Raw genomic sequence first — 26857 nt, 5'->3', positions numbered from 1 at the left:
GTGGGATACACCCCACGTAGAGCACCCACTCGCCAGGTAAAGCGGCATCGGCGCCCATCCGCCAGCAACCCCCGACACACCAAACCCCGGCCTAGAGACCTTCGAGGATCGACGGGCGGGTCGGGCGCCAGCCCAGGTCGCGCGCGGCCCGTTCGCCCGAGGCCACCTGGTCGAGCAGGAGCGCCTCGACCATCGGACCCCACACCTGCTCAGCCTCGGCCGGATCCCAGCTCTCGACGCGCGCTCCCGCCCTCGTGGCGACAGCAGCGGCGATGTCTCGCACCTGCTCCGACCGGTCCGCCGCCCCGCCCAGGTATACCGAGCCGGCGGGCGCAGCCTCCAGCGCGCGGACGTACAGGTCGCCGAGGTCGTCGGCATGAACGGTCGCCCACCGGTTCGTCCCCTCGCCGAGGTAGCGCACCACCGCGTCGTTGGGCGTGAGGAGCGCGGCCGGATAGCCCCGCCCGTACCCGTACACGAGCGCCGGCCGGATCCGCACCGTCCGTACGCCGCGGTCGACGGCCGCGCCGACCAGCTTGTCCAGCTCGGGTCGCCACGACACCACCAGCGGCGGCGCGAGCGGCGAGTCCTCGGTCGCGGGCTCGGCACCGGTGTCGCCGTGCAGCCACAGCCCGCTCGTGTAGACGACCGGCCGGTCGCTCCCCGCGAACGCGTCGAAGACAGTCGACAGCACGGTCCGGTCCAGCTCGCCCGCCCGCGCGTCGTTGCTCGACGCCGCGTGCACCGCGCCGTCCACGCCCTCGAGCAGCGGGGCGAGCGCGGCCGGATCGAACAGGTCGGCCCGCATCCGGTCCACGCCGACGACGGTGTGGCCGTGCCGTTCCAACGCCCCCGCGACCGCGCTGCCGACCGTTCCGGCCACGCCTGTGACAAGTACGCGCATGACTCCGCTCCCTGATTTCTACCAACGTTAGATTTCGACCGTAGCACGGTTGTCTACTCTTGGTAGAAATCGACGGGACGGAACGAGATGCCACGGATCAAGGGCGATGACCACCAACGCGCCGCCGCCCGCTCCCAGCTGCGGGCCGACATCCTGACCGCCGCGCGCGAGCTGGCCGAGCAGGCCGGCGGCTACGAGCCGGTGACGATGCGCCAGGTGGCGGAGCGCGTGGGCTACACCGCGCCGGTCGTGTACGAGTACTTCGCCAGCAAGCGCGAGCTCCTGGTCGGCGTCCTCACCGAGGGGTTCGAGCGGCTCGCCAGCCAGCTCGCCGAGGCCGGCCCGACCAAGCGCGCGGCCGCCGGCGCGCTGTGGGACTTCGCGAACGCCCACCCGCGGCTCTACCTGCTCATGCACAACCTCGTCGACATCCCGTTCGGCACCCCCGAGACCCCCGAACCCGCCCGCCGCTGCTTCGACCTCCTCCGCGAGGCTGTCGCCGCGGCCTCACCAGCTCACGCCGACCTCGACGACGCCACCGACCTCTTCTGGGCCCAAACCCACGGCCTCATCGTCCTGTCCCTGGCCGGCCGCATCAAAGGCGGCCGAGACCGCGCGCGAGCCCTCCTCGATGAGGTTGGGCGCTAGGTTCCGGCACGCGGCCCGTTTGGATGAAGGACACCTTCATCCAATAGCCCGGCCCATCCACCAGGTCCCATCAAACTGTGGGGTTCTGGTCGCGACACGCCAGCGTGTCGCAACCAGAACCCCACAGTTTCGCGAAGGGCGGAGGGTCCCCTCGCTCGAGGAGGTTTGGATGAAGGTGCCCTTCATCCAAACGACCGGAGCGCTCAGGGGCGAGCGGGTCCCGCACCGGCGCCGGTCGCGCCGATGGCCGCCGCGATCTCGTCCACGTCCGCCGCGGTCAGCTCCAACGCGGCAGCCGAGATCCAGCCGTCCACCTGCTCGGCGTTCCGTGCCCCGACGATCGCGCCCGTGACGCCCGGCCAGGCGAGCACCCAGCCGACCGCGGCCGCGGGCACGGACACGCCGTGCCGCTCAGCCACCGGGCCGAACGCGGCCGCCAGCGTCAGGTTGGCCTGGAGCTTGTCGCCGGTGAACTCGGCGTGCCGCGATCGCCAGTCGTTCGCCGGGAGCGACGCCACGCGCTCCGCCGAGAAGCGCCCGGTCAGCAGCCCTGCCTGCATGGGGCTGTAGACGATCACCCCCGTCTCGTGCGACGCGCACCACGGCAGTTCCTTCTCGCCGACCTCGCGCCGGATCGCGGAGAACGGCGGCTGCAGCGTGTCCACGTGCCCGACCTTCTCCGCGAGCTCCAGCTGGTCCGCGTTGTGGTTCGACAGGCCAACGGCCCGGAACTTCCCCTCCGCCTTCAGGTCCAGCAGCGTCTGCCAGTACTCCTCCAGCGGCGTCCCGTCCTGCGAAGGCCAGTGCAGCTGCATCAGGTCGATCTGCTCCACGCCGAGCCGCCGCAACGACGCCTCGGTGTCGCGCCGCAGGCTGTCCGCCGCACCGATCCGCGCGGCCGTCTTCTGCCGGTCCGACTCGTCCCACACCAGGCCACACTTGGTGAAGACGTACGGGCGGTCAGCGTCGGAGAACGGCTCCAGGGCACGGCGGACGACCTCCTCGGAGTGCCCGAGCCCGTACACCGCGGCGGTGTCGACCCAGTTCACGCCGGCCTCGACCGCGTGCCGGATCGCGGCGATCGACTCGTTGTCGTCCTGGTCGCCCCAGGCGAACGACCAGTCCCCTCCGCCGATCGCCCAGGCGCCGAACCCGACGCGGGTGATGTCCATGCCGGTACGGCCGAACCGAACAGTGGGCAGACTCGTCAATGGCATGCGCATCCCTTCGCGAAAGACTCAGGCGGTAACACCGCGAAGAGTACCGGAAAGCGGTTACCTACTGGGTTCCAGCTGCAGGCCACGTGCGGTGGGAGACCAGTCGGAGAACTGCGGCTCGGACGAACGCAGCAGCCGATCCATCGCCGCCTCCGACTCCTCGTCGAGCGGCGCGTACGAGATCAGCCGGGTCCCCGTCATCGGCGCGAGCCAGAACGGCGTCGTCATCAGCCGCACCAACCCGACCTCGGGATGCAGGAACGACTTCACCCGGCTGGTCGGCACCGCCACGTTGTGCGCCGCCCACTGCTTTCGGAAGTCCTCCGAAACTTCCGACAACTCGTCGACGATCTCCTCCCACTGTGGCTCGCCGGCGTGCTCCGCCATCGCGCCGCGGAACAGCGCGATCGACAACGAGGCCTCGCGTTCCCAGTCGATCATGAGCTTCTGCCAGTACGGCTCGGTGAAGAACAGCCAGAGCGTGTTGCGCCGCTCCGGCGGCAGCACCGTGATGTCGCCAAGCAGCTTGAGCGAGGACTCGTTCGACGCCACCACCGTCGCGCAGGGCGAGATCACGCAGGCCGGCATCGGCGCGAGCGCATCGACGACGCGTCGCACGGCGGGGTCGAGCGGCGCCTGGCGCCGGGTCCCCCGCGAACGGGTAGCCAACCCGGCCAGGTTGAGCAGGTGCGCCTCCTCGTTCGGATCGAGTTGCAGCGCGCGCGAGATCGCCCCGAGCACCGACAGCGACGCGTTCACCTGCCGGCCCTGCTCGAGCCACGTGTACCAGGTCACCCCGACGCCGGCGAGCTGCGCGACCTCCTCGCGGCGCAGGCCAGGCGTACGTCGCCGGCCGCCGCCGGGCAGGCCGACGACCTCCGGACGCAGCCGTTCCCGTCGCGACCGCAGGAACGCCGCGATCTCCTCGTGACGGGACTCCCACATCGTCATGCTTCCAGCATGACGCGCATGCGGTCCGGGTGCCAGGTAGCAGAAATACCAGGATAAGTACGCTCTGGTACCAGGCTATGACGCGACAGATCGTGGCGAGGTGACCTCGACTCCAAGTCTGGCAACGGCCCAGACCTCAGCGACGAGCCTGGATCGCGCGGCGCCCTGGCTGGCGCTGCCGGTGATCCTGCTCGGCACCTTCATGGCAGTCTCCAACTTCTTCGTTGTCAACATAGCCTTGCCCGCGATCGGGCACTCGCTGCAGACGAACAACGCGATGCTGCAGCTCATCACCGCCGCCTACAGCGTCACGTACGCGGCGACGCTCGTCGCCGGCGGCCGGCTCGGCGACCGGTTCGGACGGCGGCGGCTCTTCGCGATCGGCGCGATCGCGTTCGCGCTCGCCTCGGCCGCCTGCGGGTTCGCGTTCGACGGCTGGACGCTCGCGATTGGGCGGCTGGTCCAGGGCATCGCGGCGGGTCTGATGGCACCGCAGGTGCTCGGGTCCGTGCAGGCGATCTTCACCGGCGAGCACCGGCAACGCGCGCTGGGCTACTACGGCGCTGCTATCGGACTTGCTTGTGTGCTTGGCCAAATGCTCGGCGGCGGCGCGGTGGCGCTGGACGAGGCGTTCGGCTGGCGCGCTGTTTTCGAGCTGTACGCGGTGCTCGGTCTGCTCGTCGCGCTCATGGCCGTGCGGTTCGTACCGGAGACTCGCGGCGTCGCGCGTCCGGTCGACGGTCGAGGCGCGTTGTTGTTGACGCTGACGCTCGCGCTCTTGCTCGTTCCGCTGTCGGTGGGTCCGGGCGCCGGCTGGCCCTTGTGGTGCGTCGTCGCGCTCGTCGCGATGCCGTTCGTCGGTGTGTGGTTCGTGCTGGATCAGCGCGGGCGGGAGCGGCGTGGCGGACATCCGTTGCTGCCGCCGTCACTGTTCGAACTGGTCGCGTTCCGGCGCGGGCTGGCGACGTTGCTGATGTTCTGCGTCGGCGTCGGCGGCTTCTTCCTGACCATCGGTTTGTCCTTGCAGGACGGGCTGGGTTTCACCGCGTTGTCCGCGGCGGGCGCGTTGGGTCCGTACGCCGTGGGCTTCCTCATCGCGTCGCTCGCCGCTCCCCGTCTGGTCGCGCGATACGGCGGTCGCGCGATCGTCGCCGGCGCGCTGCTCACGGCGGTCACATTCGCGGCCGTGACGGTGCAGGCGTTGCTCGGGTACGGGGAGCTCAGCTGGCTGACGCTCGCGCCGACGTTGGTGCCGCTCGGCCTCGGCCAGGGTCTGGCGATGGTGCCGATCATCGGTGCCGTGCTGGCGCAGATCCCGGTCGACCGGGCCGGCTTCGCGAGCGGCGTGCTGGCAACGACCCAGCAGGCCGGCTTCGCGGTCGGAGTCGGCCTGCTGGGCTTGCTGTTCTTCCAGTTCGCTTCGGGTCCGGTCGGCGCGCCGGGCTGGAAGACGGCGACCGTCGCGGTGCTCGCGGCCGAAGCAGTGCTGGGGTTGGCGACCGCGGCGTTCGCCTACTTCGCGACCGTACGCCGATCGCGATAGGCCAACCTGCGCAGGAGAATCTCCGCAGGGCCTCGGTAGTTCGCCTTGCGCATCAGCTCGGCGAGGAGGATCGAGGCGACCCACGTCGCGAGCGCGACGCCAGTGGCTCCGGCCATGCCGAGGTCGTCCTGAAGTCCCAACCCGTACGGGAAGAACACCGCGACGTACACGACGGACTGGAACAGGTACAGGCTCATCGAGCGCTGACCGAGCGCCTGGATCGCGGTCGTCAGGCGGCCTTGCCGCCGGGCGGCCGCGATCGCGACCAGGGCGATGGCACCGGCCAGGGCCATCCCGCCGAAGTAGCCGGTGAGCGGCTGGACGAATGCCACGACCCACAAGGCGATTCCGGTCGGGCTCCAGATCCCGAGGTCCACCAGGACGAGCGGCAGCGAGCCCGCGAGCGAGACGGCACCGGTGACGATGGTCGCCCGGACGAGGAACGAACGGTGCCGCTCCGGCTCGTCGAGCACGCGGCGTCGCGCCGCCCACATGCCGAGCAGGACGCCGGGGATGACCAGGATGACACCGGCGATCAGGGAAGGAGGGAACACCATGACCCGTGAGACGAACAGCTCCACGAATCCTGCCGAGCCCGCGGCGACGCTGCCCTTGGCGTACGTCGAGGCGCCCTCGTTCAGGGCGAACCAGGTGATCCAGCCCACCGAGAACGTCGCGGGCACGAGCGCGACGCCGGCCACCCACAACAACGTGGAGTCCTTGGCGCGCAGGAATCCGACGAGCAGAACGGCGGACAGTCCGTACGCGGCGAGGATGTCGATCGGGACGAGGATCGCGAGGTGCACGAAGCCGATCGCGATCAACCAGAAGCCTCGGCGGCGCAGCAGCTTTCGCGTCGGGACCCAGTCGTTACCCTTGGCCAGTTGACGATTCATCAGCTGGACCAGCGCGTACCCGAACAGGAACGCGAACATCGGGCGCGCGTGGTTGTTGACGAACAGCATGTGGAACGAGGTGATGAAGTCGTTCAGCCAGGCCGGTCCGCGGTCGACGTTCGTCACGAACAGCGGCGCGTGGGCGAACGCGATCGCGAGGAGCATGCCGCCGCGGGCGAGGTCGGGAGCCAGGGCCCGCCCGGTGGTGGCGGTGCCGGCTGAGGGCACAGGTGTCTGAAGCGATGTCGCCATGGTGGGTTCTCCCTCGTGAGTACGGGTGCGTCAGCCGCCGCCGGAGTTGGCGGCCTGGTGGCTCTCGATCGCCTTGCGCAGTGCGGGAACGGCGGGACCAGCGCGGTCGGCGAACTCGACGAGGCGCTGCTTGTACTGCCGCCGTTCCGCGCTGGACAAGATGGTGGGAAGCGAGGCTGTGGCGGCGAGCGCGAGGAGCGCGGCCTGGCGCTTGTCGGTACGGGCGACCAGCTGGCCGTTGCGGAGGGGGTGCAGGGCCTCCGTCAGCAGCTTCGCGACCAGGTGCTCCTGGCGGAGGCCGATCTCGTCGGCGGGGAAGATGCCGAGGATGCGGCGTGGCTCGATCTTCAGCCAGCCCGCGCGTTCGAGCTGGTCACGTACGGCGCGCGGCGCCTTCCCGACGGACTTGGTGACCCAGTGCTGCCAGGTGCGCGGTTTGGACTCGCTGACCTCCTCGAGGACGGTCTTCAGGAGTGGTTCGGTGGGCGTCGGTCCGATCGCCGTGTGGACCTTGCCGTTCTCGTCGACCAGGCGGCCGGCGATGTAGAGGTCGGCGAGGGCGGCCGCGCGGAGGGCGTAGCCGAAGAACCCGCCGCCACGGACCCGGCGCTTCTGCCGGTCGTACGCCAGCAGGTAGAGCCTTCCGGGGAGAGTCTTGGGAAGTTCCATGGCCATCAGTCCTCCTTTCGCGGTCGTCCGCGGGGTCGCATCTGCCCGACCTCGCCGGGCAGGCGCCCGGCGTCGGCGAGCGCACGTCGTAACAGGAACTCGATCTGGGCGTTAGCGCTCCGCAGGTCGTCAGCGGCCCAGCGTGCTAGTGCGTCGTACACCGCGGGGTCGAGACGGAGCAGGAGCTTCTTGCGTTCACGTTCGGCCGGCATCGGCTCGCTGGCTCACTGGTAGAGCGTGCCGGTGTTGACGACGGGCTGAGTGTCGCGATCACCGCACAGGACGACGAGCAGATTGCTGACCATGGCTGCCTTGCGTTCCTCGTCGAGGTCGACGACGTTGTGCTCGGCGAGCCGGTTGAGGGCGAGCTCGACCATGCCGACGGCGCCCTCGACGATGCGCGTTCTGGCGGCGACGACCGCGCTGGCCTGCTGGCGACGGAGCATCGCGTGGGCGATCTCCTGCGCGTAGGCGAGGTGGGTGATGCGGGACTCGATCACCTTTACCCCGGCGGACGCGACCCTCGCCGCGATCTCCTCGGAGAGCTTCTCGGTGATCTCGTCGGCGTTGTCCCTCAGGGAGAGCTGGTTCTCGCCGTGCGCGTCGTAGGGGTAGCTGTTGGAGATGTGCCGTACGGCGGTCTCGCTCTGCATCGCGACGAACGCGACGAAGTCGTCGACCTCGAACACAGCCTGCGCGGTGTCTTCGACCTGCCAGACCACGACGGCGGCGATCTCGATCGGGTTGCCGTCGGCGTCGTTGACCTTGGTGACGCCGGTCTCGTGGTTGCGGATCCTGGTGCTGACCTTCCGCCTTCTGGTGAGGGGGTTGACCCATCTCAAACCGTCGGTTCTTACTGTGCCGACGTACCGTCCCAGCAACTGGACGACGCGCGCCTCACCGGGTGCGACGGCGGTCAGCCCGATGCCCAGAAAGGTGCCCACCACCACGGCTACGGGACCGAGGATGATCCAGGCGGCGCTGGACTGGACGAGGCCGACGATGAAGAGGATCAGGCCGCCGATGATCAGGATGAGCATGGCGAGGAACATCGGCCACCCGGTCATCCCGTGCGCGACCCGCTCCCTGACCTGCGGCTTTGGCATATCGACGTTGGTCATTGTGCTGCCTCTCTCTGAGTCGATGTCAGGAGAGTAGCATAGTGATATCACTTTTTGACAAGCCCTCAGACCAGGAGCTGGCGGGCGCTTGTCAACAGCTGGGACGCACTTCACCTCCCGAAACGGGGTTCGCGAGGCGGTTGCCACGTTGCAGAACCCCGACCCGATGGGTGAAGTCGCGAGACCCCCCGGCCACCGCCACGCCGGCCGCGCCCGAGCGTGCTCATCCACCGGGTCGGCTGACCTACAGCACTTCGCGGATGCGGCGGGTCGCGAGCTCGATGGCCTGGTCCAGGTTCTCGAGCTTGCGGCCGCCCGCGATCGCCAGGTGGCCATGGCCGCCCGCCCCGCCACCGATGAGCCGGCCCGCCTCGGTCAGCAGATCACGCGCTGTCAGGTCGGTGTTGACGCCGAGTACGAGCTGCGCCTTGCCGTCACCCACCGCGCCGAGCAGAACCGCGCCGGGCTGCGGAAGCAGCCGCAGGACGTGGTCGACCAGGCCGCGCAGCGCGTCGAGCGGCTGCGCGACGCGCGCCACCACGAGGCCACCGACCGCGGTCGACGCCAGGCCGCGCGCGACCTCGACCAACTGGCGTTCGCGCAGTTCTCGCAGCGAACGCTCCGCCGTCGCCAGCGCCGAGAGGCGTTCGCTCAGCCGGTCGAGCACCTGGTCCGAACGTACGCCACCCAGCAGCGACGCCACCGACGACAGCAACTGGCGCTCGTGGTCCGCGTGCCGCAACGCGTCCAACCCGGTCAGCGCCTCCAGCCGCCGCAGCCCGGAGCCGATCGACGACTCCGACACCAGCCGCACCGGACCCGCCTGGCTGCCGTGGCCGACGTGCGTGCCGCCGCACAGCTCGCGGGAGAAGTCGCCGATGTCGACGATCCGCACGACCTCGCCGTACTTCTCGCCGAACAAGGCCATCGCGCCCGCCGCCTGCGCCTCGGAGCGGGACGCCTCCCAGACCCGGACCTCCGGATCCGCGAGCAACCGCGCGTTGACGACGGACTCCACGTGCGCGAGCTGCTCGGGCGACACCGCGTCGAAGCTGCTGAAGTCGAACCGCAGCCGGCCCGGCGCGACCAGCGAGCCGTGCTGCCGTACGTGTTCGCCCAGCGTCTCCCGCAGGGTCGCGTGCAGTACGTGCGTCGAGCTGTGCGAACGCGCCGTCGCCGCACGCCGATCGCCGTCCACGAACACCTCGACGGAGTCGCCCGGATGCACCTCGCCTTGCACGACCTCCGCCACGTGGACGTACAGACCGTCAACGCCATAACGGGTATCGGTCACCCGCAGCTCGCTGCCGTCCGTCGTCCGCACCAGTCCGGTGTCGCCGACCTGGCCGCCCGACTCCGCGTACATCGGGGTTCGGTCGAGCACCAGTTCCACCCGACCGTCCTCGCCGGGCAGCACCGACACGACGTTGCCGTCGCCGACCAGCGAGTCGTACCCCACGAACGTCGTGCGCCCGTGTTCCATCAGCAGCTCCGCATACGCCTTACGTCGTTGCGAATCCGACGAGGTCGCCCGAGCCGACTGCCCGCGTCGCCGCTGCTCCTCGATGAGCTCCTCGACGCGCTCGGTGTCGACCGACAGCCCCGCCTCGCGCGCGATCTCCATCGTCAGGTCCAGCGGGAACCCAAACGTGTCGTGCAGCTGGAACACCGTGCCGCCGGGCAAAGACGTGCCCGACTCCGACCGGGTCCGGCTCACGGTCGTCTCCAGCAGCCGCGAACCCTGCCGCAACGTACGGTCGAACGCCTCCTCCTCGTGCGCCATCGCCTGCGCGACGAGCTCCGCGTTCGTCCGCAGCTCCGGCCACTGCTCGCCCACGTTGTCCACGACCGTCGACGCGAGCTCCGCGAGGAACGGCGTCGCCCGGCCGAGCAACCGACCGCGGTGTACCGCCCGCCTCAGCAGCCGGCGCAGGACGTACCCGCGACCCTCGTTCGATGGCAGCACCCCGTCGCCGATCAGCAACGTGCCCGCGCGAACGTGGTCCGCGATCACCCGAAGCGACGCCCGCGTACGCTTGTCGCCGGTCGCATAATCGCAGCCAGTCAAAGTTTGGACCCGCTCCAAAGTTGGCGCGAGTAGATCTACCTCGTGAACGTTGTCGACGCCCTGCAGGACGACCGCGAGCCGGTCGACGCCGAGCCCCGACTCCACGCAGCGCACAGGCAGGTCACCGACGATCGGGAAGTCGTCGTCCGTTCCGCCCTCGCCGCGAATGTGCCGCATGAACACGAGGTTCCACACCTCGAGGTAGCGCTCGGGGTTGACCGCCGGCCCACCTTCGGGTCCGTACTTCTCCCCACGGTCGTAGAAGATCTCCGAGTCCGGGCCGCACGGACCGACCCCGCCGGTCGACCAGTAGTTGTCCGCCATCCCCAGCCGCTGGATCCGCGACAACGGGATGCCGATCTCCTGCCACAGCCCGACCGACTCCTCGTCGTCGAGGTAGACCGTCGCCCACAACCGGGTCGGATCGAGCCCGTAGTGCGAGGTCAACAGCTCGTACGCCCACGGCATCACGTCCGGCTTGTCGTAGTCGCCGAACGAGAAGTTGCCGAGCATCTCGAAGAACGTCGTATGTCGGTCGGTCTCGCCGATGTTGTCGATGTCGACCGTCCGGATGCACTTCTGCAGCGTGGTCAGCCGCGAGTGCGGTGGCTTGTCCTCGCCGAGGAAGTACGGCTTGAACTGCACCATGCCGGCTGTCGTAAGCAGCATGGTGGGGTCGTCGGTGACGAGCGACGACGAGGGCAGGAGCCGGTGGCCCTTGCTCTGGAAGTAGGACAGGAACGTACGGCGAATCTCGACGGAACGCACGGGAGCCTCACAGGACGAAACTTCAACAGTGAAGGACGCAGGCACACGCCGAGCCGGACCGAGGGGCTGACTAGCCCAGCTCGGCGCAGATAGCTCGCTGTCCGTGAGACATGGGGCTCAGTATGCACGGCTTTGCCGAAACCTGCCAACCTGGTTGGGGCCACGACCTTGCAGAAACCGCATTCCCGCAGGAGGGTCGGAAGACATGGAGTACACGCATCTGGGCCGCACCGGCCTGCTCGTCAGCAAGCTCTGTCTCGGCACCATGAACTTCGGCCCGGTCACGCCGGAAGAGGAGTCGCACGCGATCCTCGACGCGGCGCTCGACGCGGGCGTCAACTTCGCCGACACCGCGAACGTGTACGGCTGGGAGAACCGAGGCCTCACCGAGGAGATCATCGGCCGCTGGTTCGCCGCCGACAAGTCGCGCCGCGACCGTACGGTGATCGCCACCAAAGTCTACGGCGCCATGAACGACCGCCCCGACGCGAAGGGCGTGTCCGCGTACAACATCGTCCGCCACGCCGAGGACTCGCTCCGCCGGCTGCAGACCGACCGGATCGACCTGTACCAGATGCACCACATCGACCGGGATACTCCCTGGGACGAGGTCTGGCAGGCGATGGAAACGCTCGTGACGCAGGGCAAGGTGCTCTACGTCGGGTCGAGCAACTTCGCCGGCTGGAACCTGGCGCAGGCCTCGGAGACCGCGAAGCGGCGCAACTTCCTCGGCCTGGTGTCGGAGCAGTCGCTCTACAACCTGGTCGAACGGTCCATCGAGCTCGAGGTGCTGCCCGCGGCCCGCGAGTATGGGATCGGTGTCATCCCGTGGTCCCCGCTGCACGGCGGCGTGCTCGGCGGCATCCTCGCGAAGGCGGACAAGAGCCGCTCGACCGGCGGCCGCGCGGCGACGTACGTCGAGGAGCACCGCGACCAGATCCAGTCGTTCGAGGACCTCGCCGCGGAGCTGGGCGAGACCGCCGCGAACCTCGCCCTGGCGTGGCTGCTGCACCAGCCCGGCGTGACCGCGCCGATCATCGGGCCGCGCACGATGGAGCAGCTCACGACCGCGCTCCGCGTTCCGGAGATCAAGCTCGACGACAAGGTGCTCGAGCGGCTGGACGAGCTGTTCCCCGGCCCGGGCGGACAGGCGCCCGAGGCCTACGCCTGGTAGAGGAGAACCGACACATGCGAGTGCGTCCGGACGACGTGGCGACGATGACGTTCGACTGGGGATCGACCAAGTGGTTCGTCACCCCACGGCTGATTCCGGGCGCCTCGCAGTCTCTCGGCGAGGTGATCGTCAACCCCGGCCGCGGGCACGCGCGGCACAACCATCCGACGGCGGAGGAGGTCATCTACGTGATCTCCGGTGAGGGCCTGCAGATGGTCGACGACGGCGAGCCGTTCCCGATCAAGGAGGGCGACGCCGTCCACGTTCCGATGGCGGCGTTCCACTCCACGCTCAACACGACCTGGCGCCCGCTCCGGCTGATCGTCACGTACGTGCCCGGCGGCGAGGAGGCAGCGCTCGAGCAGACGCCCGACTTCCGGCTGATCGAGGCGGCGTCGGTCCAGGAGTGGGAACGCGCTCAGTGATGGATGAGCGTCCGGTGCGCCTGCCGAGTGCCCTCCGGTAGGTCCGACGGGTCGAACCACTTCGCGTCGACGATCTCGAACGGGTCCAGCTTCAGCGTGCCGCCGACGACGTGGGCCTCGTACGCGACCTCGACGCGGAACTTGAAGCCGCTCCGGACCCGGATCAGCGAGCCCGTCCGTACTTCGAGGCCGGTCTCCTCGCGTACCTCGCGTACGACCGTGTCCTCCAGCCGTTCGCGCCTCTTGGCGTAGCCCGTCGGCACGCCCCAGTCACCGCCGCGCGCCGCCCAGAGACGGTGCTTGAGCAGCAGGACCTGGCCCTGCTCGTTGCGGATCACGCCGGAGACGCCGACCATGAAGGTCGCGTTCATGATCCACAGGATGCGCCACTGGAACGGACGGAGTCGTCTCCACATCCAGACCAGCGCGCGCTTCACCCACGCAGGCTACCGGGGGTCGCGACCGGCGATCGCCACGGCCGTCTCGAGCGTCGAGGCGCCTTCTTTCAGCGTGACGGGCTCGCCGAACAGGCCCTGCGTACGTCCCTCGGGAGCCATGCCGGCGTTGAGCTCGAGCACGGCGGCGGCCAGTTCGTCCGAGACTCGCAGCGTCTGGCCGGTCGCGCGGGCGAGGTCCCAGCCGTGGGTGACGAGCTCGCTCAGGAACATCCCGGCCAACGCCTCGGCGGGGTACGGCGGGCCGTGCATCGCGAACTCCCCCTCGGTCGCCCCGGGTAGCGCCCAGGCCGCGGCCGCCTTGTCGACCTGGACCGCGTAGTCCTTGGCCCAGTCGCCGGTCATGAAGTCGGTCTCCATCAACGCGGCGAGATCGACGGGTTGCTTGCGGGCGACGAGCTCCGACATGTGCCCCGACGTGGTGAGCAGGTGGTTGATGAGCGCGCGGACGTCCCAGTCGGCGCACGGCGTGGGCAACGACAGCTGGTCAGGGCGAACGCCTTGTACGACGTCGTTCGCCGCCTCGGCGGCCGTTCGCATCAGCTCGGGCAAACTCATGTCCCCCATTGCAGCAGGCCCGACTCCGCCCGTCTTGAACAAACGCGACACGTAGTATCGGAGGATGGTCAACCTCGGCCGTGGGATTCTCCAACCGCACAAGGCCGAACAAAGCTTCTCGGTCGAGCGCCGCGACCCGAGCGCACCGCTCGTGGGCGTCGTCGAGCGGTACTGGATCACGACCTGGGACCTGCGGGGCGAGCAGCCGCACCGGCAGAACGTGCTGCCTCATCCGCGCATCAACGTCACGTTCCTCCCAGGCCGCGCGCGGATCGCCGGCGTCGTCCGGGGCCTGTTCACCGAGCAGCTCGCCGAGTCCGGCCGGGTGATCGGCGTGATGTTCCGCCCGGGTGCCTTCCGCGGCTACCTCGGAGCGGCGGTGTCGACTCTCACCGACAGGTTCGTCGACATTGACGACCACTTCGGGCCGGCCGGTGTCGAGCTGGCTGATCGAGTGATCGCCGCGGAGACCGGCGCGGCCATCGCCGAGATCGAGACGTTCCTGCTGGAACGTCAACCGCCGGCTGACCCGTCCGTCGAGCTCGCGGCCAAGGCGGTCGACACCGTCGCCAGCGCACCCGACCTGCTCCGCGTCGACGACCTGGCCGCGGCGCTGGCCCTGCCGATGCGCGGGCTGCAGCGGCTGTTCCACGAGTACGTCGGGGTCGGGCCAAAGTGGGTGATCCGACAGTACCGCATGCACGAGGCGACCGACGTCGCCGCGACCGGCGCGGCAGTGGACTGGGCGGCGCTCGCGCACCGGCTGGGCTACAGCGACCAGGCGCACTTCGTCCGCGACTTCACCAGCCGGGTAGGGATGTCGCCGACCGCGTACGCCCGCCTCTGCGCCCGGTGACGCCCGGCCACCCGGTTTGGGTCGGGGGCACCCTCGTCCCATAGGTTCGGACTAGGGTGCCCCCGACCCAGCCAGATCTCGCCAACCGGCACTCCGTCGCGTTTCGACGGCGCCGTTGACGACCGTGATCATGATGGTGATCGTGAAGCCGAACTGGTCGTATACGACGGGTTTGCCTTCATGATCGCGTTCATGATCACGGACAGGGTGGGCCGGGGTTCGGGTGAGGGGTTGGATGAAGGGCACCTTCATCCAAGGTCTGTTCGGATGCGGGCTCGGGCTGTTCTTGGCGAAGCTCATCTGGTTCTGGTGCTGTCTTGGTGCGGTGTTCTTTTGCGGACTGTCCTGGGGTTGGTGCTCTCGGGGACTGTGGCGGCGGTCGATTGTGGTGGCCGGTCCGGGGCGCGTCAAGGGCGCCTCCCTAGGGGCGCTTCGCGCAGTTGGAGAGAGGCGTCGCTTCGCGATCTTCGACCCTTGACTCGCCCCGGCCCGGCCACCTGTTTTCACGCGCCGCCCCCGGCCCCCGGAACAGGTGTCCCGGGGGAGGTTCCTTGTTGCGTGGGTTTGTTGCCGTGCTTGCGTTGCTTGTGGGGGTTCCACCGGTCTCTTGTGGCTCGGATGAAGCCGGGGGTTCCGTCTCCGCTGTTTTGAATGAAGGGCACCTTCATTCAATAGGTTCGTATGAAGGTGCCCTTCATACAAGCGGTGACCGCTAGGCCGTGAGGCGGGGCTCTCCTGCTGACTCGAGGGCGTAGAGCTGGCCCAGGCGGTCGAGCGGAACGTCCAGCACGTTCGCCAGCGCTACCACGGTGAAGAACGCCGGGGTCGGGACGCGGCCGTGCTCGATCTTGCGCAGCGTCTCGACCGAGACACCGGCGCGCGCGGCGACTTCGACCATGCTGCGGTCGCCGCGGGCGAGGCGGAGCGCTTCGCCGAGGCGGGCTCCCCTGGCGTGGTCCTCTGGGCCGAGCGGCTGTCGCACCATGAACGCGATGATACCGGTATAACTATTGGTATGAGGAGTGCGCCATGGTCGACCTGAAGTCTGCCGCCCAGATCGCCAAGATGCGCGAGTCCGGCCGGGTCGTGGCGACCGCGCTCCAGGCGTGCAAGGACGCGGCGAAGGTCGGCGTCTCCCTCCGCGAGCTCGACGAGGTCGCGCGGCGGGTCCTCAAGGACGCCGGGGCGACGTCGAGCTTCCTCGACTACCACCCACGCTGGGCACCGACCCCGTTCCCCGGCGTGATCTGCGCGTCGGTCAACGACGTCGTCGTGCACGGGATTCCCGGCGAGTACGAACTGCGCGACGGCGACCTGCTCGGCATCGACTTCGGTGCCGAGTTGGCCGGGTACCACGGCGACTCGGCGATCAGCTTCGTCGTCGGCGCGGCCGCACAAGCCGACCTCGAGCTGATCGCGAAGGCCGAAGAGGCACTCGCCGCCGGCATCGCAAGAGCAAAGCCAGGCGGACGGCTTGGCGACATCTCGCACGCGATCGGCACGATCGGGCGGGCGGCCGGGTACGGGCTGCCGGCTGGCTTTGGCGGCCACGGCATCGGGCGCGCGATGCACGAGGATCCGTCCGTACCGAACGAAGGCCGCGCCGGCCGCGGCCTCAAGCTCAAGCCAGGCTTGGTGATCGCGATCGAGCCGATGTTCATGGCCGGCGGCCGAGACCACTTCCGGATGGCCGACGACGGCTGGTCGATGGTGACCGGCGACGGCTCTCGCGCCGCCCACGTCGAGCACACCGTGGCGATCACCGCCGACGGCCCACAGATCCTGACGCTGCCATAGCCGCGAGCGCGTACGCGGCGAGCACGGTGAGCCCGGCCCACCACGGGAGCGGGAAGTACCCGGACGACGGCGCGTAGTGCGCGGTCACCTGCGGATACTCCACCGCCGTTTGCAGAACGGCGAAGCCCGCGGCCGGCGTGAGGCGCAGCAGCCAGTCGGCGACAACGTCGGGCAGCAGCGGGAAGGCAGTCAGGACGTACGGCACCGCCACCAGCAGCACCGCGACGACGATCGCCAGCCAACGCCGGCGCAGCCACGCGCTGAGCCCGTTCGCGAAGACGGCACCCAGCCCGAGCACCACCGCGGCACCGACGACCACCCGGACGCCAGTCAGCAACGGCAGGGGCGGTACGGGTACACCGTTCGCCGCCAGAATCGCCATGCCCACAGGGAGAATCACCCCCACGCCGACCAGGCCAGTGACGAACGCCGCCGCCCCGACGAGCACCGGCGCGTACGTCGCGCGAGCACCCACCACGAGCACGATGACCAGCGCCACCACCAGACCGAGCAGCAGGAACTTCACCATGGGCGCAAGCCCGTCACTCACCGGACCGATGTCACCCGAGCCGCTCACGGTGATCACGCCGTCCTTCTGCACCGCCCCGGACGGGTTGTGGTACTTCTCCCAGTCGGTGTGGTTCATCTCGCCGCCCACCGGATCGCTCTGCCAGCCACCCGCCGACCCCTCGACGGTGACGTGGTCGAAGACACCGACGGCCTGGGTGAACCGGACCTCCTCGATCGCGCCACCCAGACCGACCTCGCGGAGCGTGAGATCGCCGGGAGACGTGGCGAACAAGCCGACCTGCACGGTGTCCGGCAGCCCCTCGAACTTCGCGGTCCCGACCCTCTGCCACTGCTGACCGTCCGTCGACGAGAACCCGGTGATCGTGTCGCCCGAACGGGTCAGCCGCAGCCAGTCGCCCGTTCTGCCCGCGACGTCCTGGTCGTAGTCGTACTGGAATCGCACGCCATGGTTGCCGGTTAGCATGACCGCCGCGTACGGCGAACCCTCGCGCAAGCCGTCCTTGACGATGAGCCCGACCTTCGCCCACGGCACCAGGCCGGAGACGATCTCGTCGTGGTTCGGGGGCGGGTACGTGATCGTCCCGGTCATCGACGCCAGCCGGACCGTGATGCTGCCCTCCGGCCCGAGGTCGCGATGCAGGAACCAGAACTTGTCACTCACGGGCGACGCGGGCGGGCAGGGGCCAGGGTCGCACGACGCCCGCATGCCGAAGCTGTACAGCAGGCCGAACGCGATGATGGCGAGGGCGGCGATGATCAGCGCGATCACGCGGCCGGGCCGCAGGAAGGTCGACATGTCGTGAGTTCTAGAGCTCGACGCCTAACACGGCCCGAACCAGCCGTGTCATGCCGTTGTTAGGTCAACGCGGGCATGCTGTACGCATGATCAGCCTGCGCCGCGGGACCGTCGGAGTTCGGTTCACGATCCTGTACGCGGCCGTGTTCCTCATCTCTGGCATCGGGCTCCTGGGCCTGACGTTCCTGATCTTCGACGGCAGCATCAGCCGGACCTCCCCGGCGGGCAACCAGCCGCCGCAGGGCGGCGTCGACGCCACCCAGCAACGCATCCGCGCGCTGGAGGAGCAGCTCGACACCATCCACACGCAGCAGTCCCGCCAGCTGCTGGTCGGGTCGCTCGTCGCGCTGGTCGTCCTCGCCGGAGTCTCCTTGCTGGTCGGCCGAATCCTCGCGCGGCGCGTCCTACGGCCGCTGCGGCTGATCACCGGCGCCACCCAGCGCATCTCCGCCGACAACCTTGACCAGCGGCTGGCCGTCACCGGTCCGGACGACGAGGTCAAGGACCTCGCCGACACCATCGACGAGCTGCTCGCCCGGCTGGAGGCCTCGTTCGCCGCTCAGCGCCGGTTCGTCGCGAACGCCTCGCACGAGTTGCGTACACCGCTGGCGACGATGCGGGCGTCGCTGGACGTGGCCGTCGCCAAACCCGACCCGGCCGCCTCGACGGTCGCGCTCGCGACCCGGATGCGTACCCAGCTCGACCGGGTCGACCACCTGCTCGACGGCCTCCTCGTGCTGGCGCGGGCGCAGCACGGCGCGTTCGCGGACGCCGCCGCGGTCGACCTCGGCGACCTCGTCGGCGCGGCGCTGCGCGAACGGTCGGCCGACGTGGAACGGAAGGCGCTGCGCGTCACGGTGGACCTCCCGCGCCTGCCGGCATCCGGCAGCCCGACACTGCTGGCTCGATTGGTCGGCAACGTCGTGGACAATGCCGTGACCCACAACGAGAACGGCGGCTGGATCGCGATCACGGGCTCGGCCGGGAAAGAGACTGTGCTGATCGTCGAGACAGGTGGGCGGGTGTTCGACCAGCGCGAGGTCGACCGGCTCACGCAACCGTTCGAGCGGCTCGGCGACGAACGTACCGGCTCCTCGGGACTCGGTCTGTCCATCGTCGCCGCTGTTGCTGCCGCGCACGGTGGAAGGGTCGCGCTGCTCGCCCGTCCCGAGGGCGGCCTGCGGGTGGAGGTCGCGGTATGAGGATCCTGCTCGTCGAGGACGACCACGCGCTCGCGGAGGTCATCGCCGAAGGCCTCGGCGACCAGGGCATGGCCGTCGACCTCGCGTACGACGGGCTGGCCGCCGCGGCGAAGCTGGAGCTCGCGACGCACGACGTCGTTGTCCTGGACCGCGACCTGCCCGGGCTGCACGGCGACCTGCTCTGCCAGCTGATCACCGACCGGGCCGAGCGGCCGATGGTGCTGATGCTGACCGCGGCGAGCGCGCCCGGTGACCGGGTCAGCGGACTGACGTTGGGTGCGGACGACTATCTGGGCAAGCCGTTCCACTTCCCGGAGCTGGTGCTGCGCATCCGCGCGCTGGCCCGCCGCAAGCCGGACGCGCGCCCTCGGACGCTGCACGCGGCGGGGATCGAGCTGGATCCGGTACGCCGGACCGCCGTACGCGATGGGCGCCTGCTCGACCTGTCCGTCAAGGAGTTCGCGGTGCTCGAGGCACTCCTGCGAGCCAGCCCCGGCTTCCTGTCCGCCGAGGCGCTGCTGGAGCAGGTGTGGGACGAGTACGCCGACCCGTTCACCAACACCGTCGCCGTGACCGTCGGCCGGTTGCGGCGCAAGCTCGGCGGACCGCCAGTCATAGCGACGACGCCCGGCGTGGGGTACAGAATCGCCTAACGCAGGTGGGACGCGCCGTTCAGGTCGAGGATCGCGCCGGACGCGTACTCCGCCTCAGCCGACGCGAGGTAGACGACCGCCGCCGCGACCTCCTCTGGCGTCGAGACGCGGCCGAGTGGGCTCTGGGCGCGGATGTCCTCGGCCTCCGGGCCGTGGATGACGTCGGCGGCCATGTCGGTGTCGATGTAGCCGGGCGCGACGGTCGCCACCGCGATGCCGCGCGGGCCGAGCGCGCGGGCCATGGACTGTCCGAGCGAGTTGAGACCGGCCTTGCTCGCACCGTACGCCGGTTGGCGGGGCTCGCCGCGGAACGCGCCGCGCGAGGACACGTTGACGATCCGCCCACCTCGCGGGAGATAGCGGGCGGCGCACCAGATGAGGTTCGCCGGGCCGAGCAGGTTGACGGCCAACGTCCGTTGCCAGGCGGCCTGCCACTCGTCGTACGAGACTTCCTCGATCTTGTGCAACTCGTAGATGCCGGCGTTGTTGACGAGAACATCCAAGCCACCAAGGGCTTTCACCGCCTCGTCGACCAGCGTCTGGACGGCGTCCGGCGAGGCGAGGTCGGCCTGCAGCGCGACGTGGCCCGTTCCCGGCAACGATTCCAGCACCGCTTCGGCCGCGGCCTGCGAACCGCCGTAGTGCACGACGACCCGGTCGCCCAGCGCGGCGAAAGTCCGCGCCACGGCCGCGCCGACACCCCTGGACGCGCCTGTCACGAGTACACCGCGATCGCTCACTCCTGCGAGCCTACAAGCGGATCGAGATGCAGCGACACCGCCACCGTCGCCGGCCCGCGAGTCGCCAGGACCCGCACGCGTACGTCCGTCGCCGCCACCGGTTCGCTCAACGGGAGCAGGCGGCGGTAGCCGATCGTCGTTCCCGTGGCGAGCTCGCGCCATTCGTCGTCGATGAGCGCGTCGACGGCGAACGCCTCGACCTGTTGGCCGTTCGCGATGTCCTCGGACAGCCCGACCACGTTGAAGATCGCCGGCCTGAGATCGTTCTCATAGACGGCCCGTACGTTCGCGCCGAACTCCGCCAACCGCGCCACGTCCGGCTCCGCGAACAGCCCGCGACGGTCCGGCGGAATATTCAACAACAGAAGGGCATTCCGCCCGACCGAGCAGCGGTAGATCTCCATCAGCGTGGCGAGCGACTTGACCTCCGCGTCCTCCTCGGCGTGGTAGAACCAGCCCGGCCGGATCGACACGTCGACCTCGGCGGGGTACCAGCGCAGCTCGTCGGCGTCGCGCAGCTGCTCCGCTCCGGCGACCTCGGCGGCCGTCTCCTCGGCCACCATGCGCCCGCCGGCGAACGGGATCACGCTCCACTCGGTCTCCCGCGCGTACCCGTCCTCGTTGCCGACCCAGCGCACGTCCGGTCCGCCGATCGCGATCGTCGCGTCCGGGGCGAGCCGCCGCACGAGGTCGAACCACGCGTCGTACGCGTAAGACTGGCTCGCTTTGGTGGGGTTCGCGCCGTCCAGCCAGACCTCGGCGATCGGGCCGTACTCGGTGAGCAGCTCGTACAGCTGGTTCAGGTAGTAGCGGTTGTAGTCGTCGACGGTGTAGGTGAAGCTGGGCGCGATCTCCGACTCGACCGCCGGGCTGCCGTTGCCATAACAGCCGCGCTCGGCCTGGTAGAGGTCGGCGGGCGACAGGTAGACGCCGAACGCGAGGCCGTGCGCACGCGCGGCGTCGGCCGCCTCCCGTACGACATCGCCGGACGTGAGCTTGTGGTCGACCCACTTGCTCGGCCACAGGCAGAAGCCGTCGTGGTGCTTGGCGGTCAGGATCACGCCCTTGAACCCGCCGTCGCGTAACGCGCGCATCCATTGCGAACAGTCCAGCTCAGAAGGGGCGAAGACGGACGGATCCTCCAGCCCGGTGCCCCATTCGAGCCCGGTGAACGTGTTCGGCCCGAAATGTACGAACGCCAACAGGTCCTGCCGCTGCCACACCAGCTGCCGTTCGGACGGTCGTACCCGCGAGGCCTGCTCCAGATCGCTCATCGACGCCACGTTATCGAGGGGTAATCGTCGCGGCGACGGGCTAGGCGGGGTTGATCACGTCGGCCCAGACCTCGGTCATGTCGATGATGAGGTCGTCGCGAACGGTGAGGAACGTGGCGACCTCGAAGTGCTGGAGCTCCCCGTCGGTCATGCCGGTGACGTGGGCGCGGCCGACGGCCCTGTCCTCGGTGCCGACGCAGTCCTCGAGGACGAAGCGTTGGAAGCCTGGGTACTCGGCGTTGAACCGGACCCAGCTCGGCGCGTCGAACCGTTGGCCGGTGTGGACGTACCTGCAGGTGAAGTCCTCGTGCAGGAGGCTTGGCAGCTCGTGCCAGGCGTGTTCGTCGATCACCGTGGCGAGTTTGTGCATGACGTCGGATGCGTGCATGGGCGTGACCATGCCAGAGGCCTACGACAGGGCGATGAGAGCGATGGCGACGCCCGCGGCCAGCAGGCCGAGCAGCTGGATTCGGGCGACGCGTTCGTGCAGGAAGCCGGCGGCGAGGCCGATCGTGACCGCGGGGTAGAGCGAGGTCAGAACGGCGACGATCGAGAGCATGCCCTGCCTGGTGGCGAGAAGGAAGAGCAGGTCGGCGGCCAGGTTGACGAGTCCGAGCCCGATCAGGGTCGGCAGCATGGCGCGCTCGGGCTTGGGTGGGAGGCGGAGGACTGCGACGATCGCCACGAGGAGGACGACCAGCGCGACGCGGGTGCCGAGCATCGGCCAGAGGCCGGAGTCGGCTGGGGAGCGTTGGAGCAGGACGTAGAACGTACCGAAGCCGAGGCCGGCACCGAGGGCGCAGAGGACGGACTGCTTCGAGCTCTTCGCTGTCGTCTGGTCCGGCGACCTGGTGATGACGACGACGGCGACGAGCCCGAGCGCCATCCCGGCGAGGGCCAGTGGGGCGGGCTGCTCGCCGATCGCGAGCCCGAACGCCACGGGGACGCCGGCGCCGACCACCCCGGTGATGGGCGCGACGACGCTCATCCGCCCGATCGCGAGGCCCTGGTAGAGCAGCGACGTGCCGATCACCCCGGCCACCCCCGCGGCCGCGCCCCACGCGACGCCGGCCACCGAGAACGCGTCCCACAGCACGGCTACGGCGACGAGGAGTACGGCGAGGCCGACGACCTGGGAGATCAGGAAGACGACGAAGACGTGCATCCGCTTGGAGAGCACGCCCCCACCGAAGTCCGACACGCCGTACGCGACAGCCGACGCGATGGCCAGCACGATCTCCACTGTCCGGACCCTAGTGGCGCCGCGCCCTGTGTGCTGCCGCCATGCGGTTTGTCGCGGTGCGGGGCAGTCGGGGCTGCCACAGACTTGTCACAAGGTCTCGGCTTCTAGCCCGAGTTCCCCGTGGCAAGTCCGAGTTGCTCCGGGTCGACGCTGGCCGGGCGGAAGTGGCTCGGTTCGTCTCGGCGAAGCTTCGCTTGGCGATCGAGCTCTCTCGGTGCGGTGTTCGCTGAGAGCTCTCCGGGCGATTGGTGCTGCCGTGGGCTCTTGCGGCGGTCGATGGTGGTGGCCGGTCCGGGGCGCGTCAAGGGCGCCTCCCTAGGGGCGCTTCGCGCAGGGAGAGAGGCGTCGCTTCGCGACCGGTTTGCGGCCCTTGACTCGCCCCGGCCCGGCCACCTGTCTTTAACGCGCCGCCCCCTCCCCCGGGAACGGGTGCCCGGGCCAGGTTCCTTCTTGCTCGGGTTTGTTGCCGTGCTGAGGTCGCCTGTTGGCCCCCGGCCTCTTGTCGTGCAGATGAAGCCGGGCCTTCCGTTCCCCCCCGGTTTGAATGAAGGGCACCTTCATTCAATAGGTTCGTATGAAGGTGCCCTTCATTAAAACCGGGTGGGCAGGGCGGGTATGGTCACGACAGTGAGCTCGGCTGATCTCCTTGCACTGTGGGAAGGACACGCGTTCGATCCGGCACCTGCCCTGGACGAGCTGTACCGCTATCACGTTCCGTTCGACGAGCTCGTCGGCCAGCCCATCTGCGAAAAGCCACTGGGACAGGCGATTCGGCGCGGTGAGCAGGTCGCGCTCGTCGGGGGCAGCGGCAGTGGGAAGTCCAGCGTCATCGGCCACGTGCTCGGTCCGCTCGTCGAAGGCCTTGCCCCGTTGCCGATTCCCGTCGCGGTCGAACGGCCCGAGGTCGCGCGCGATCCGGTCGAGTTCGCCGGCCATGTCGTCCGTACGGTCGCAAGGTACGTCCAGCACGCCCACCCGCGCGACGCGTCCAAGACCAAGGAGTTCGTCGACCACTCCACGCCCATTGCCGGTGCCGAGCATCGGTTCCGGCGCATCGGCGGCGGCATCGGCTGGCTGGAGGCGAAGGTCGAGCTGGCTGTCGAGCTGGGTACGGTCACGCAGCCGCTGCCCCGCCCGAGCAGCGAGGTCCTCGACCAGGCCCGCTCGATCCTGGACCTGATCAGCGCGCACGACCTGATGCCGGTGCTTGTGTTCGACGACACCGACAAGTGGTTCGGCGCCGCGTTCCCGAACGTGGACGACCTGATCGACGGCTTCTTCGGCCGCGTCGTACGCCTGCTCGCCGAGGATCTGGCCGCGCCCACCGTTCTCGCGGTGCACAACAGCTACCTGAACCATCCCGCGTACCAGCCGACCGCCGGGTTCATCGAGACCACGATCCGGATCCCGCGCGTCCCGGACGCCGCCGCGCTCGCCAAGCTGCTCGCACATCGGGCCGGCGAGCACGGCATCGGCCCCGACGTGCCGCTGCTCGACGACGACGCCCTTGCCGCCCTGTTCCGGCACTACACGCGCGGAGGGACGTCGGACATCCGCCGGCGGGTGCTGTTCGTCGTCCACACCGCGCTCGCCCAGGCCTGGGACGAGGGCGCGGAGACCATCGACCTCGGACACCTCGAGCTCGCGATCGCCGAGACCTCGCCCGAGGAACCGAAGGCCTAGCCTGGTGCGGCTGTTCGCGGCGCTCGTCCCTCCCGAGCCCGTTCTCATCTCGTTGGCGAACGCCGTCGCGCCGCTGCGCGATCTCCCCTACCGCTGGACGGCGCCGGAGCACTGGCACGTGACGCTCGCGTTCTTCGGCGAGGTCGACGACGCGACCCGGCTGGAGCTGGAACGCCGCCTCGCCCGCGCCGCCGCGCGCCACGCACCCGTCACGCTCGCGCTCACCGGAGGCGGTGGCTTCGGGTCGGCGAAGAACGCTCGGGTGCTGTGGACCGGCGTACGCGGAGACTTCCAGCCCCTCCGCGACCTGGCCCGATCGGTCACCGCCGCGGCGAGGCGGGCGGGGATCGAGCTCACGGAGAACCGATACAAGCCCCACCTCACCCTTGCGCGGCTGCGGACGCCGACGGACGTACGGCCGGCGGTCGAGGCGCTCACGGAGTACGCCAGCCCGACCTGGACGGCGACCGAGGTGGAACTCGTCCGGTCCCATCTCGCCCAGGGCGCAGGCGGCCGGGCGAGGTACGAGACGATCGCCTCCTGGCCCCTCGCAGGTAAGGTCTAGGCCGTGTCACTCGACTATCGCCTGACGCGCGACACCCCGCATCCCGCCTGGCCGCGGTCCAGTTCGTCACCCAGAGGACGGACTATGAGTTCCTCCTGCACCACGCCCAGCCGGGCGCGGTGCGCCGCGCGCCACCGCGCTGCGCGCGATGACCGACGCTACTCGAGCGACACGGCCTGCCCGTGAACCCGAAGCATCGCCGGCTGATCATCCCCGGCGTGCTCGGCATCCTGCTGCTGATCGTGGTGCTCGCCGCCGTGTTGTGACGGTCCGATGACGTCTGCCGGCGGGAGTGTGCGCTCGCCGGCATTCCGAGCGAGGATTCCAGATGTGACCCCCACGCTTCCCCGGTCCGCGCTGGCTGGCGTCCTCGCCGCCGGCGCCGGCCTCGGCGCCGCCGAGCTCGTCGCCGGGCTGTTCAGCGTCCGGGAGACCCCGGTCGAGGCCGTCGGCGCGGCGTTCATCGACCTCGTCCCGCCGTGGATGAAGGATCTGGCGATCCAGTTGTTCGGGACGAACGACAAGCTGTTCCTGGTCATCCTCATCGTCGTGCTGCTCGGCGCCCTCTCCGTCGCCGCCGGCATCATCGCGGCGTTCCGGCGCGGCCTCGGGCTCGTCCTACTGGTCGTCCTCGCCGCCGTAGCGACCCTCGCCGCGGCGACGAGGCCAGGAGCAGGGGTCACGAACGCGCTGCCGTCGCTCGCGGCCGGCCTGGTCGCGGTGGTGCTGCTGCCGTTCCTGCTCGACCGGTTCGTCCCCAAGCGCGAGTCGGACAACGGCCGCCGCGAGCTGCTGCTGAACGCCGGTGCCGTCGCGCTCGGCTCGCTCCTCGCGGCGGGCGCCGGGCGGCTCTGGCTCGGGCGGCGGCTCGGTCTCGAGGACGCCCGTTCGGCGCTCAACCTGCCCAGCCCGCCGACGCCCCAGCCGCCCGCGATCGCCGAGCTCGGCCTCAAGGGCCTGTCGACCTGGCAGACGCCGAACGACACGTTCTACCGGATCGACACCGCGCTCTCGGTCCCGCTCGTCGACCCGAACGAATGGCGCCTGAAGGTGCACGGCATGGTCGAGAAGCCGATCGAGCTGTCGCTCGCCGACCTGCTGAAGCGGCCAGTCGTGCACAGCTGGGCCACGCTCGCGTGCGTCTCGAACGAGGTCGGCGGCGACCTGATCGGCAACGCACAGTGGTCCGGCGTACGGATCGCCGAGGTGCTCCGCGAAGCCGGTCCGCTCGCCGGCGCGGACGCGGTGAAGTCGACGTCGGTGGACGGCTGGACCTGCGGGACGCCGCTGTCGGTGCTGACGGACGCGCGGGACTCCCTGTTGGCGTTCGCGATGAACGGCGCGCCGCTGCCGTTGGAGCACGGCTTCCCGGTGCGGATGGTGGTGCCGGGGCTGTACGGGTACGTGTCGGCGACGAAGTGGGTCGTGGACATCGAGGTGACGCGGTTCGACCGGTTCGACGCGTACTGGACACCGCGCGGGTGGGACGAGCAGGCGCCGATCAAGACCCAGTCGCGCATCGACGTACCCCGGTCCAACGCCACCGTGCCCGCCGGCGACGTCGTCGTCGCGGGCGTGGCGTGGGCGCAGCACCGCGGCATCGACAAGGTCGAGGTGCGCGTCGACGAGGGCCCGTGGCAGGCCGCGCGGCTGGCCGGCGAACCTACGGTGGACTCGTGGCGCCAGTGGACCTGGCAGTGGACCGGCGCGACGGCCGGCTCGTACAAGCTCCAGGTCCGCGCGACCGACGCCGAGGGCGACACCCAGACCGACCAGCTCGCCCCTCCCGCCCCGAACGGCGCCTCCGGCTGGCACACCGTGTCGGTGAAGGTCAACTAACCCGGGCACGCGAAAGCGCCCCGGCCCAA

At 69.7% G+C, this 26857-nt stretch carries 27 protein-coding genes; 11 read left to right on the top strand and 16 right to left on the bottom strand.

Annotated elements, in window-relative coordinates:
- Positions 1–91: 91 nt before the first annotated feature.
- Positions 92–904, bottom strand: a complete 813-nt coding sequence (locus tag JOD67_RS09730) for an NAD-dependent epimerase/dehydratase family protein (RefSeq protein WP_205117104.1) — start codon at positions 902–904, stop codon at positions 92–94.
- 87 nt (positions 905–991) lie between these two features.
- Here JOD67_RS09730 and JOD67_RS09725 point away from each other — a divergent pair, with 87 nt between their 5' ends.
- A complete protein-coding gene (locus JOD67_RS09725) occupies positions 992–1552 on the top strand; it encodes a TetR/AcrR family transcriptional regulator (RefSeq protein WP_205117103.1) in 561 nt (186 codons plus the stop codon).
- A 203-nt stretch (positions 1553–1755) separates the two neighbouring features.
- On the opposite strand, the gene JOD67_RS09720 is transcribed toward JOD67_RS09725, so the two are convergent.
- Complete coding sequence (locus tag JOD67_RS09720; RefSeq protein WP_205117102.1) at positions 1756–2769, bottom strand: aldo/keto reductase; 1014 nt, start codon at positions 2767–2769, stop codon at positions 1756–1758.
- A 57-nt stretch (positions 2770–2826) separates the two neighbouring features.
- Positions 2827–3720, bottom strand: a complete 894-nt coding sequence (locus tag JOD67_RS09715; RefSeq protein ID WP_205117101.1) for a helix-turn-helix transcriptional regulator — start codon at positions 3718–3720, stop codon at positions 2827–2829.
- A 100-nt stretch (positions 3721–3820) separates the two neighbouring features.
- Here JOD67_RS09715 and JOD67_RS09710 point away from each other — a divergent pair, with 100 nt between their 5' ends.
- A complete protein-coding gene (locus tag JOD67_RS09710) occupies positions 3821–5263 on the top strand; it encodes an MFS transporter (protein WP_205117100.1) in 1443 nt (480 codons plus the stop codon).
- Here JOD67_RS09710 and JOD67_RS09705 read toward each other — a convergent pair.
- The 5 genes from JOD67_RS09705 to alaS all read right to left on the bottom strand — a co-directional run bounded on the left by JOD67_RS09705 (position 5233) and on the right by alaS (position 11037).
- Complete coding sequence (locus JOD67_RS09705; RefSeq protein WP_205117099.1) at positions 5233–6411, bottom strand: DUF418 domain-containing protein; 1179 nt, start codon at positions 6409–6411, stop codon at positions 5233–5235. The genes JOD67_RS09710 and JOD67_RS09705 overlap by 31 nt on opposite strands.
- 30 nt (positions 6412–6441) lie before the next feature.
- Positions 6442–7080: a GOLPH3/VPS74 family protein gene (locus JOD67_RS09700; protein WP_205117098.1), complete on the bottom strand. Its 639-nt coding sequence runs from the start codon at positions 7078–7080 to the stop codon at positions 6442–6444.
- A gap of 5 nt (positions 7081–7085) precedes the next feature.
- Complete coding sequence (locus tag JOD67_RS09695) at positions 7086–7292, bottom strand: type II toxin-antitoxin system antitoxin (protein WP_205117097.1); 207 nt, start codon at positions 7290–7292, stop codon at positions 7086–7088.
- Positions 7293–7304: 12 nt separating this feature from the next.
- On the bottom strand, positions 7305–8201 hold the full coding sequence (locus JOD67_RS09690; protein ID WP_205117096.1) for an SPFH domain-containing protein: 897 nt from the start codon (positions 8199–8201) through the stop codon (positions 7305–7307).
- A gap of 244 nt (positions 8202–8445) precedes the next feature.
- The gene (alaS, locus tag JOD67_RS09685) at positions 8446–11037 is read right to left on the bottom strand and encodes an alanine--tRNA ligase (protein ID WP_205117095.1); all 2592 of its coding nucleotides are present in this window, start codon (positions 11035–11037) and stop codon (positions 8446–8448) included.
- A gap of 205 nt (positions 11038–11242) precedes the next feature.
- Between alaS and JOD67_RS09680 the strand changes: the two genes are divergently transcribed.
- Both JOD67_RS09680 and JOD67_RS09675 read left to right on the top strand, forming a co-directional pair.
- On the top strand, positions 11243–12211 hold the full coding sequence (locus JOD67_RS09680) for an aldo/keto reductase (RefSeq protein ID WP_205117094.1): 969 nt from the start codon (positions 11243–11245) through the stop codon (positions 12209–12211).
- A 14-nt stretch (positions 12212–12225) separates the two neighbouring features.
- Positions 12226–12636, top strand: a complete 411-nt coding sequence (locus JOD67_RS09675; protein ID WP_205117093.1) for a cupin domain-containing protein — start codon at positions 12226–12228, stop codon at positions 12634–12636.
- Here JOD67_RS09675 and JOD67_RS09670 read toward each other — a convergent pair.
- Together JOD67_RS09670 and JOD67_RS09665 are read right to left on the bottom strand one after the other, a co-directional pair.
- Positions 12630–13073 (bottom strand): NUDIX domain-containing protein, encoded by a 444-nt coding sequence (locus tag JOD67_RS09670; protein WP_205117092.1) that lies wholly within the window; start codon positions 13071–13073, stop codon positions 12630–12632. The genes JOD67_RS09675 and JOD67_RS09670 overlap by 7 nt on opposite strands.
- 9 nt (positions 13074–13082) lie before the next feature.
- Positions 13083–13649, bottom strand: a complete 567-nt coding sequence (locus JOD67_RS09665) for a TIGR03086 family metal-binding protein (protein ID WP_205117091.1) — start codon at positions 13647–13649, stop codon at positions 13083–13085.
- A 64-nt stretch (positions 13650–13713) separates the two neighbouring features.
- On the opposite strand from JOD67_RS09665, the gene JOD67_RS09660 reads away from it, so the two are divergent.
- Positions 13714–14505 (top strand): helix-turn-helix domain-containing protein, encoded by a 792-nt coding sequence (locus tag JOD67_RS09660; protein WP_205117090.1) that lies wholly within the window; start codon positions 13714–13716, stop codon positions 14503–14505.
- A gap of 712 nt (positions 14506–15217) precedes the next feature.
- Here JOD67_RS09660 and JOD67_RS09655 read toward each other — a convergent pair.
- On the bottom strand, positions 15218–15490 hold the full coding sequence (locus JOD67_RS09655; protein WP_205117089.1) for a helix-turn-helix domain-containing protein: 273 nt from the start codon (positions 15488–15490) through the stop codon (positions 15218–15220).
- A 44-nt stretch (positions 15491–15534) separates the two neighbouring features.
- On the opposite strand from JOD67_RS09655, the gene map reads away from it, so the two are divergent.
- Complete coding sequence (map, locus tag JOD67_RS09650) at positions 15535–16302, top strand: type I methionyl aminopeptidase (RefSeq protein WP_205117088.1); 768 nt, start codon at positions 15535–15537, stop codon at positions 16300–16302.
- Here map and JOD67_RS09645 read toward each other — a convergent pair.
- Positions 16265–17629, bottom strand: coding sequence for a DUF1349 domain-containing protein (locus tag JOD67_RS09645; RefSeq protein ID WP_205117087.1), 1365 nt, complete (start codon positions 17627–17629; stop codon positions 16265–16267). The genes map and JOD67_RS09645 overlap by 38 nt on opposite strands.
- An 86-nt stretch (positions 17630–17715) precedes the next feature.
- Here JOD67_RS09645 and JOD67_RS09640 point away from each other — a divergent pair, with 86 nt between their 5' ends.
- Both JOD67_RS09640 and JOD67_RS09635 read left to right on the top strand, forming a co-directional pair.
- A complete protein-coding gene (locus tag JOD67_RS09640; RefSeq protein ID WP_205117086.1) occupies positions 17716–18831 on the top strand; it encodes a sensor histidine kinase in 1116 nt (371 codons plus the stop codon).
- The gene (locus tag JOD67_RS09635) at positions 18828–19484 is read left to right on the top strand and encodes a response regulator transcription factor (RefSeq protein WP_205117085.1); all 657 of its coding nucleotides are present in this window, start codon (positions 18828–18830) and stop codon (positions 19482–19484) included. Before JOD67_RS09640 ends, JOD67_RS09635 begins: the two co-directional genes overlap by 4 nt.
- On the opposite strand, the gene JOD67_RS09630 is transcribed toward JOD67_RS09635, so the two are convergent.
- Genes JOD67_RS09630 through JOD67_RS41805 form a run of 4 tightly spaced genes read right to left on the bottom strand, consistent with a single transcriptional unit; the run spans position 19481 to position 22741 of the window.
- Entirely contained in the window at positions 19481–20224 is a 744-nt protein-coding gene (locus tag JOD67_RS09630) for an SDR family NAD(P)-dependent oxidoreductase (protein ID WP_307782336.1), read from the bottom strand. The genes JOD67_RS09635 and JOD67_RS09630 overlap by 4 nt on opposite strands.
- Complete coding sequence (locus JOD67_RS39990; protein WP_239553786.1) at positions 20221–21498, bottom strand: alpha-L-fucosidase; 1278 nt, start codon at positions 21496–21498, stop codon at positions 20221–20223. Before JOD67_RS39990 ends, JOD67_RS09630 begins: the two co-directional genes overlap by 4 nt.
- A 40-nt stretch (positions 21499–21538) precedes the next feature.
- Entirely contained in the window at positions 21539–21886 is a 348-nt protein-coding gene (locus JOD67_RS09625) for a nuclear transport factor 2 family protein (RefSeq protein WP_205117083.1), read from the bottom strand.
- A 21-nt stretch (positions 21887–21907) separates the two neighbouring features.
- The gene (locus JOD67_RS41805; RefSeq protein ID WP_205117082.1) at positions 21908–22741 is read right to left on the bottom strand and encodes an EamA family transporter; all 834 of its coding nucleotides are present in this window, start codon (positions 22739–22741) and stop codon (positions 21908–21910) included.
- Between the two features lie 627 nt (positions 22742–23368).
- Here JOD67_RS41805 and JOD67_RS09615 point away from each other — a divergent pair.
- The 3 genes from JOD67_RS09615 (at position 23369) to JOD67_RS09605 (ending at position 26828) form a co-directional block, all read left to right on the top strand.
- Positions 23369–24424 carry a hypothetical protein gene (locus JOD67_RS09615; protein ID WP_205117081.1) on the top strand — a complete coding sequence of 352 codons (1056 nt, stop codon included), beginning with the start codon at positions 23369–23371 and terminating at the stop codon, positions 24422–24424.
- A gap of 4 nt (positions 24425–24428) precedes the next feature.
- Positions 24429–24989, top strand: coding sequence for an RNA 2',3'-cyclic phosphodiesterase (gene thpR, locus JOD67_RS09610; RefSeq protein WP_205117080.1), 561 nt, complete (start codon positions 24429–24431; stop codon positions 24987–24989).
- 330 nt (positions 24990–25319) lie between these two features.
- Positions 25320–26828: a molybdopterin-dependent oxidoreductase gene (locus JOD67_RS09605; protein WP_307782335.1), complete on the top strand. Its 1509-nt coding sequence runs from the start codon at positions 25320–25322 to the stop codon at positions 26826–26828.
- Positions 26829–26857 lie beyond the last annotated feature (29 nt).

The organism is Tenggerimyces flavus, from assembly GCF_016907715.1.
Classification (GTDB): domain Bacteria; phylum Actinomycetota; class Actinomycetes; order Propionibacteriales; family Actinopolymorphaceae; genus Tenggerimyces; species Tenggerimyces flavus.
This window is presented reverse-complemented; position numbering and strand designations above follow the sequence as displayed.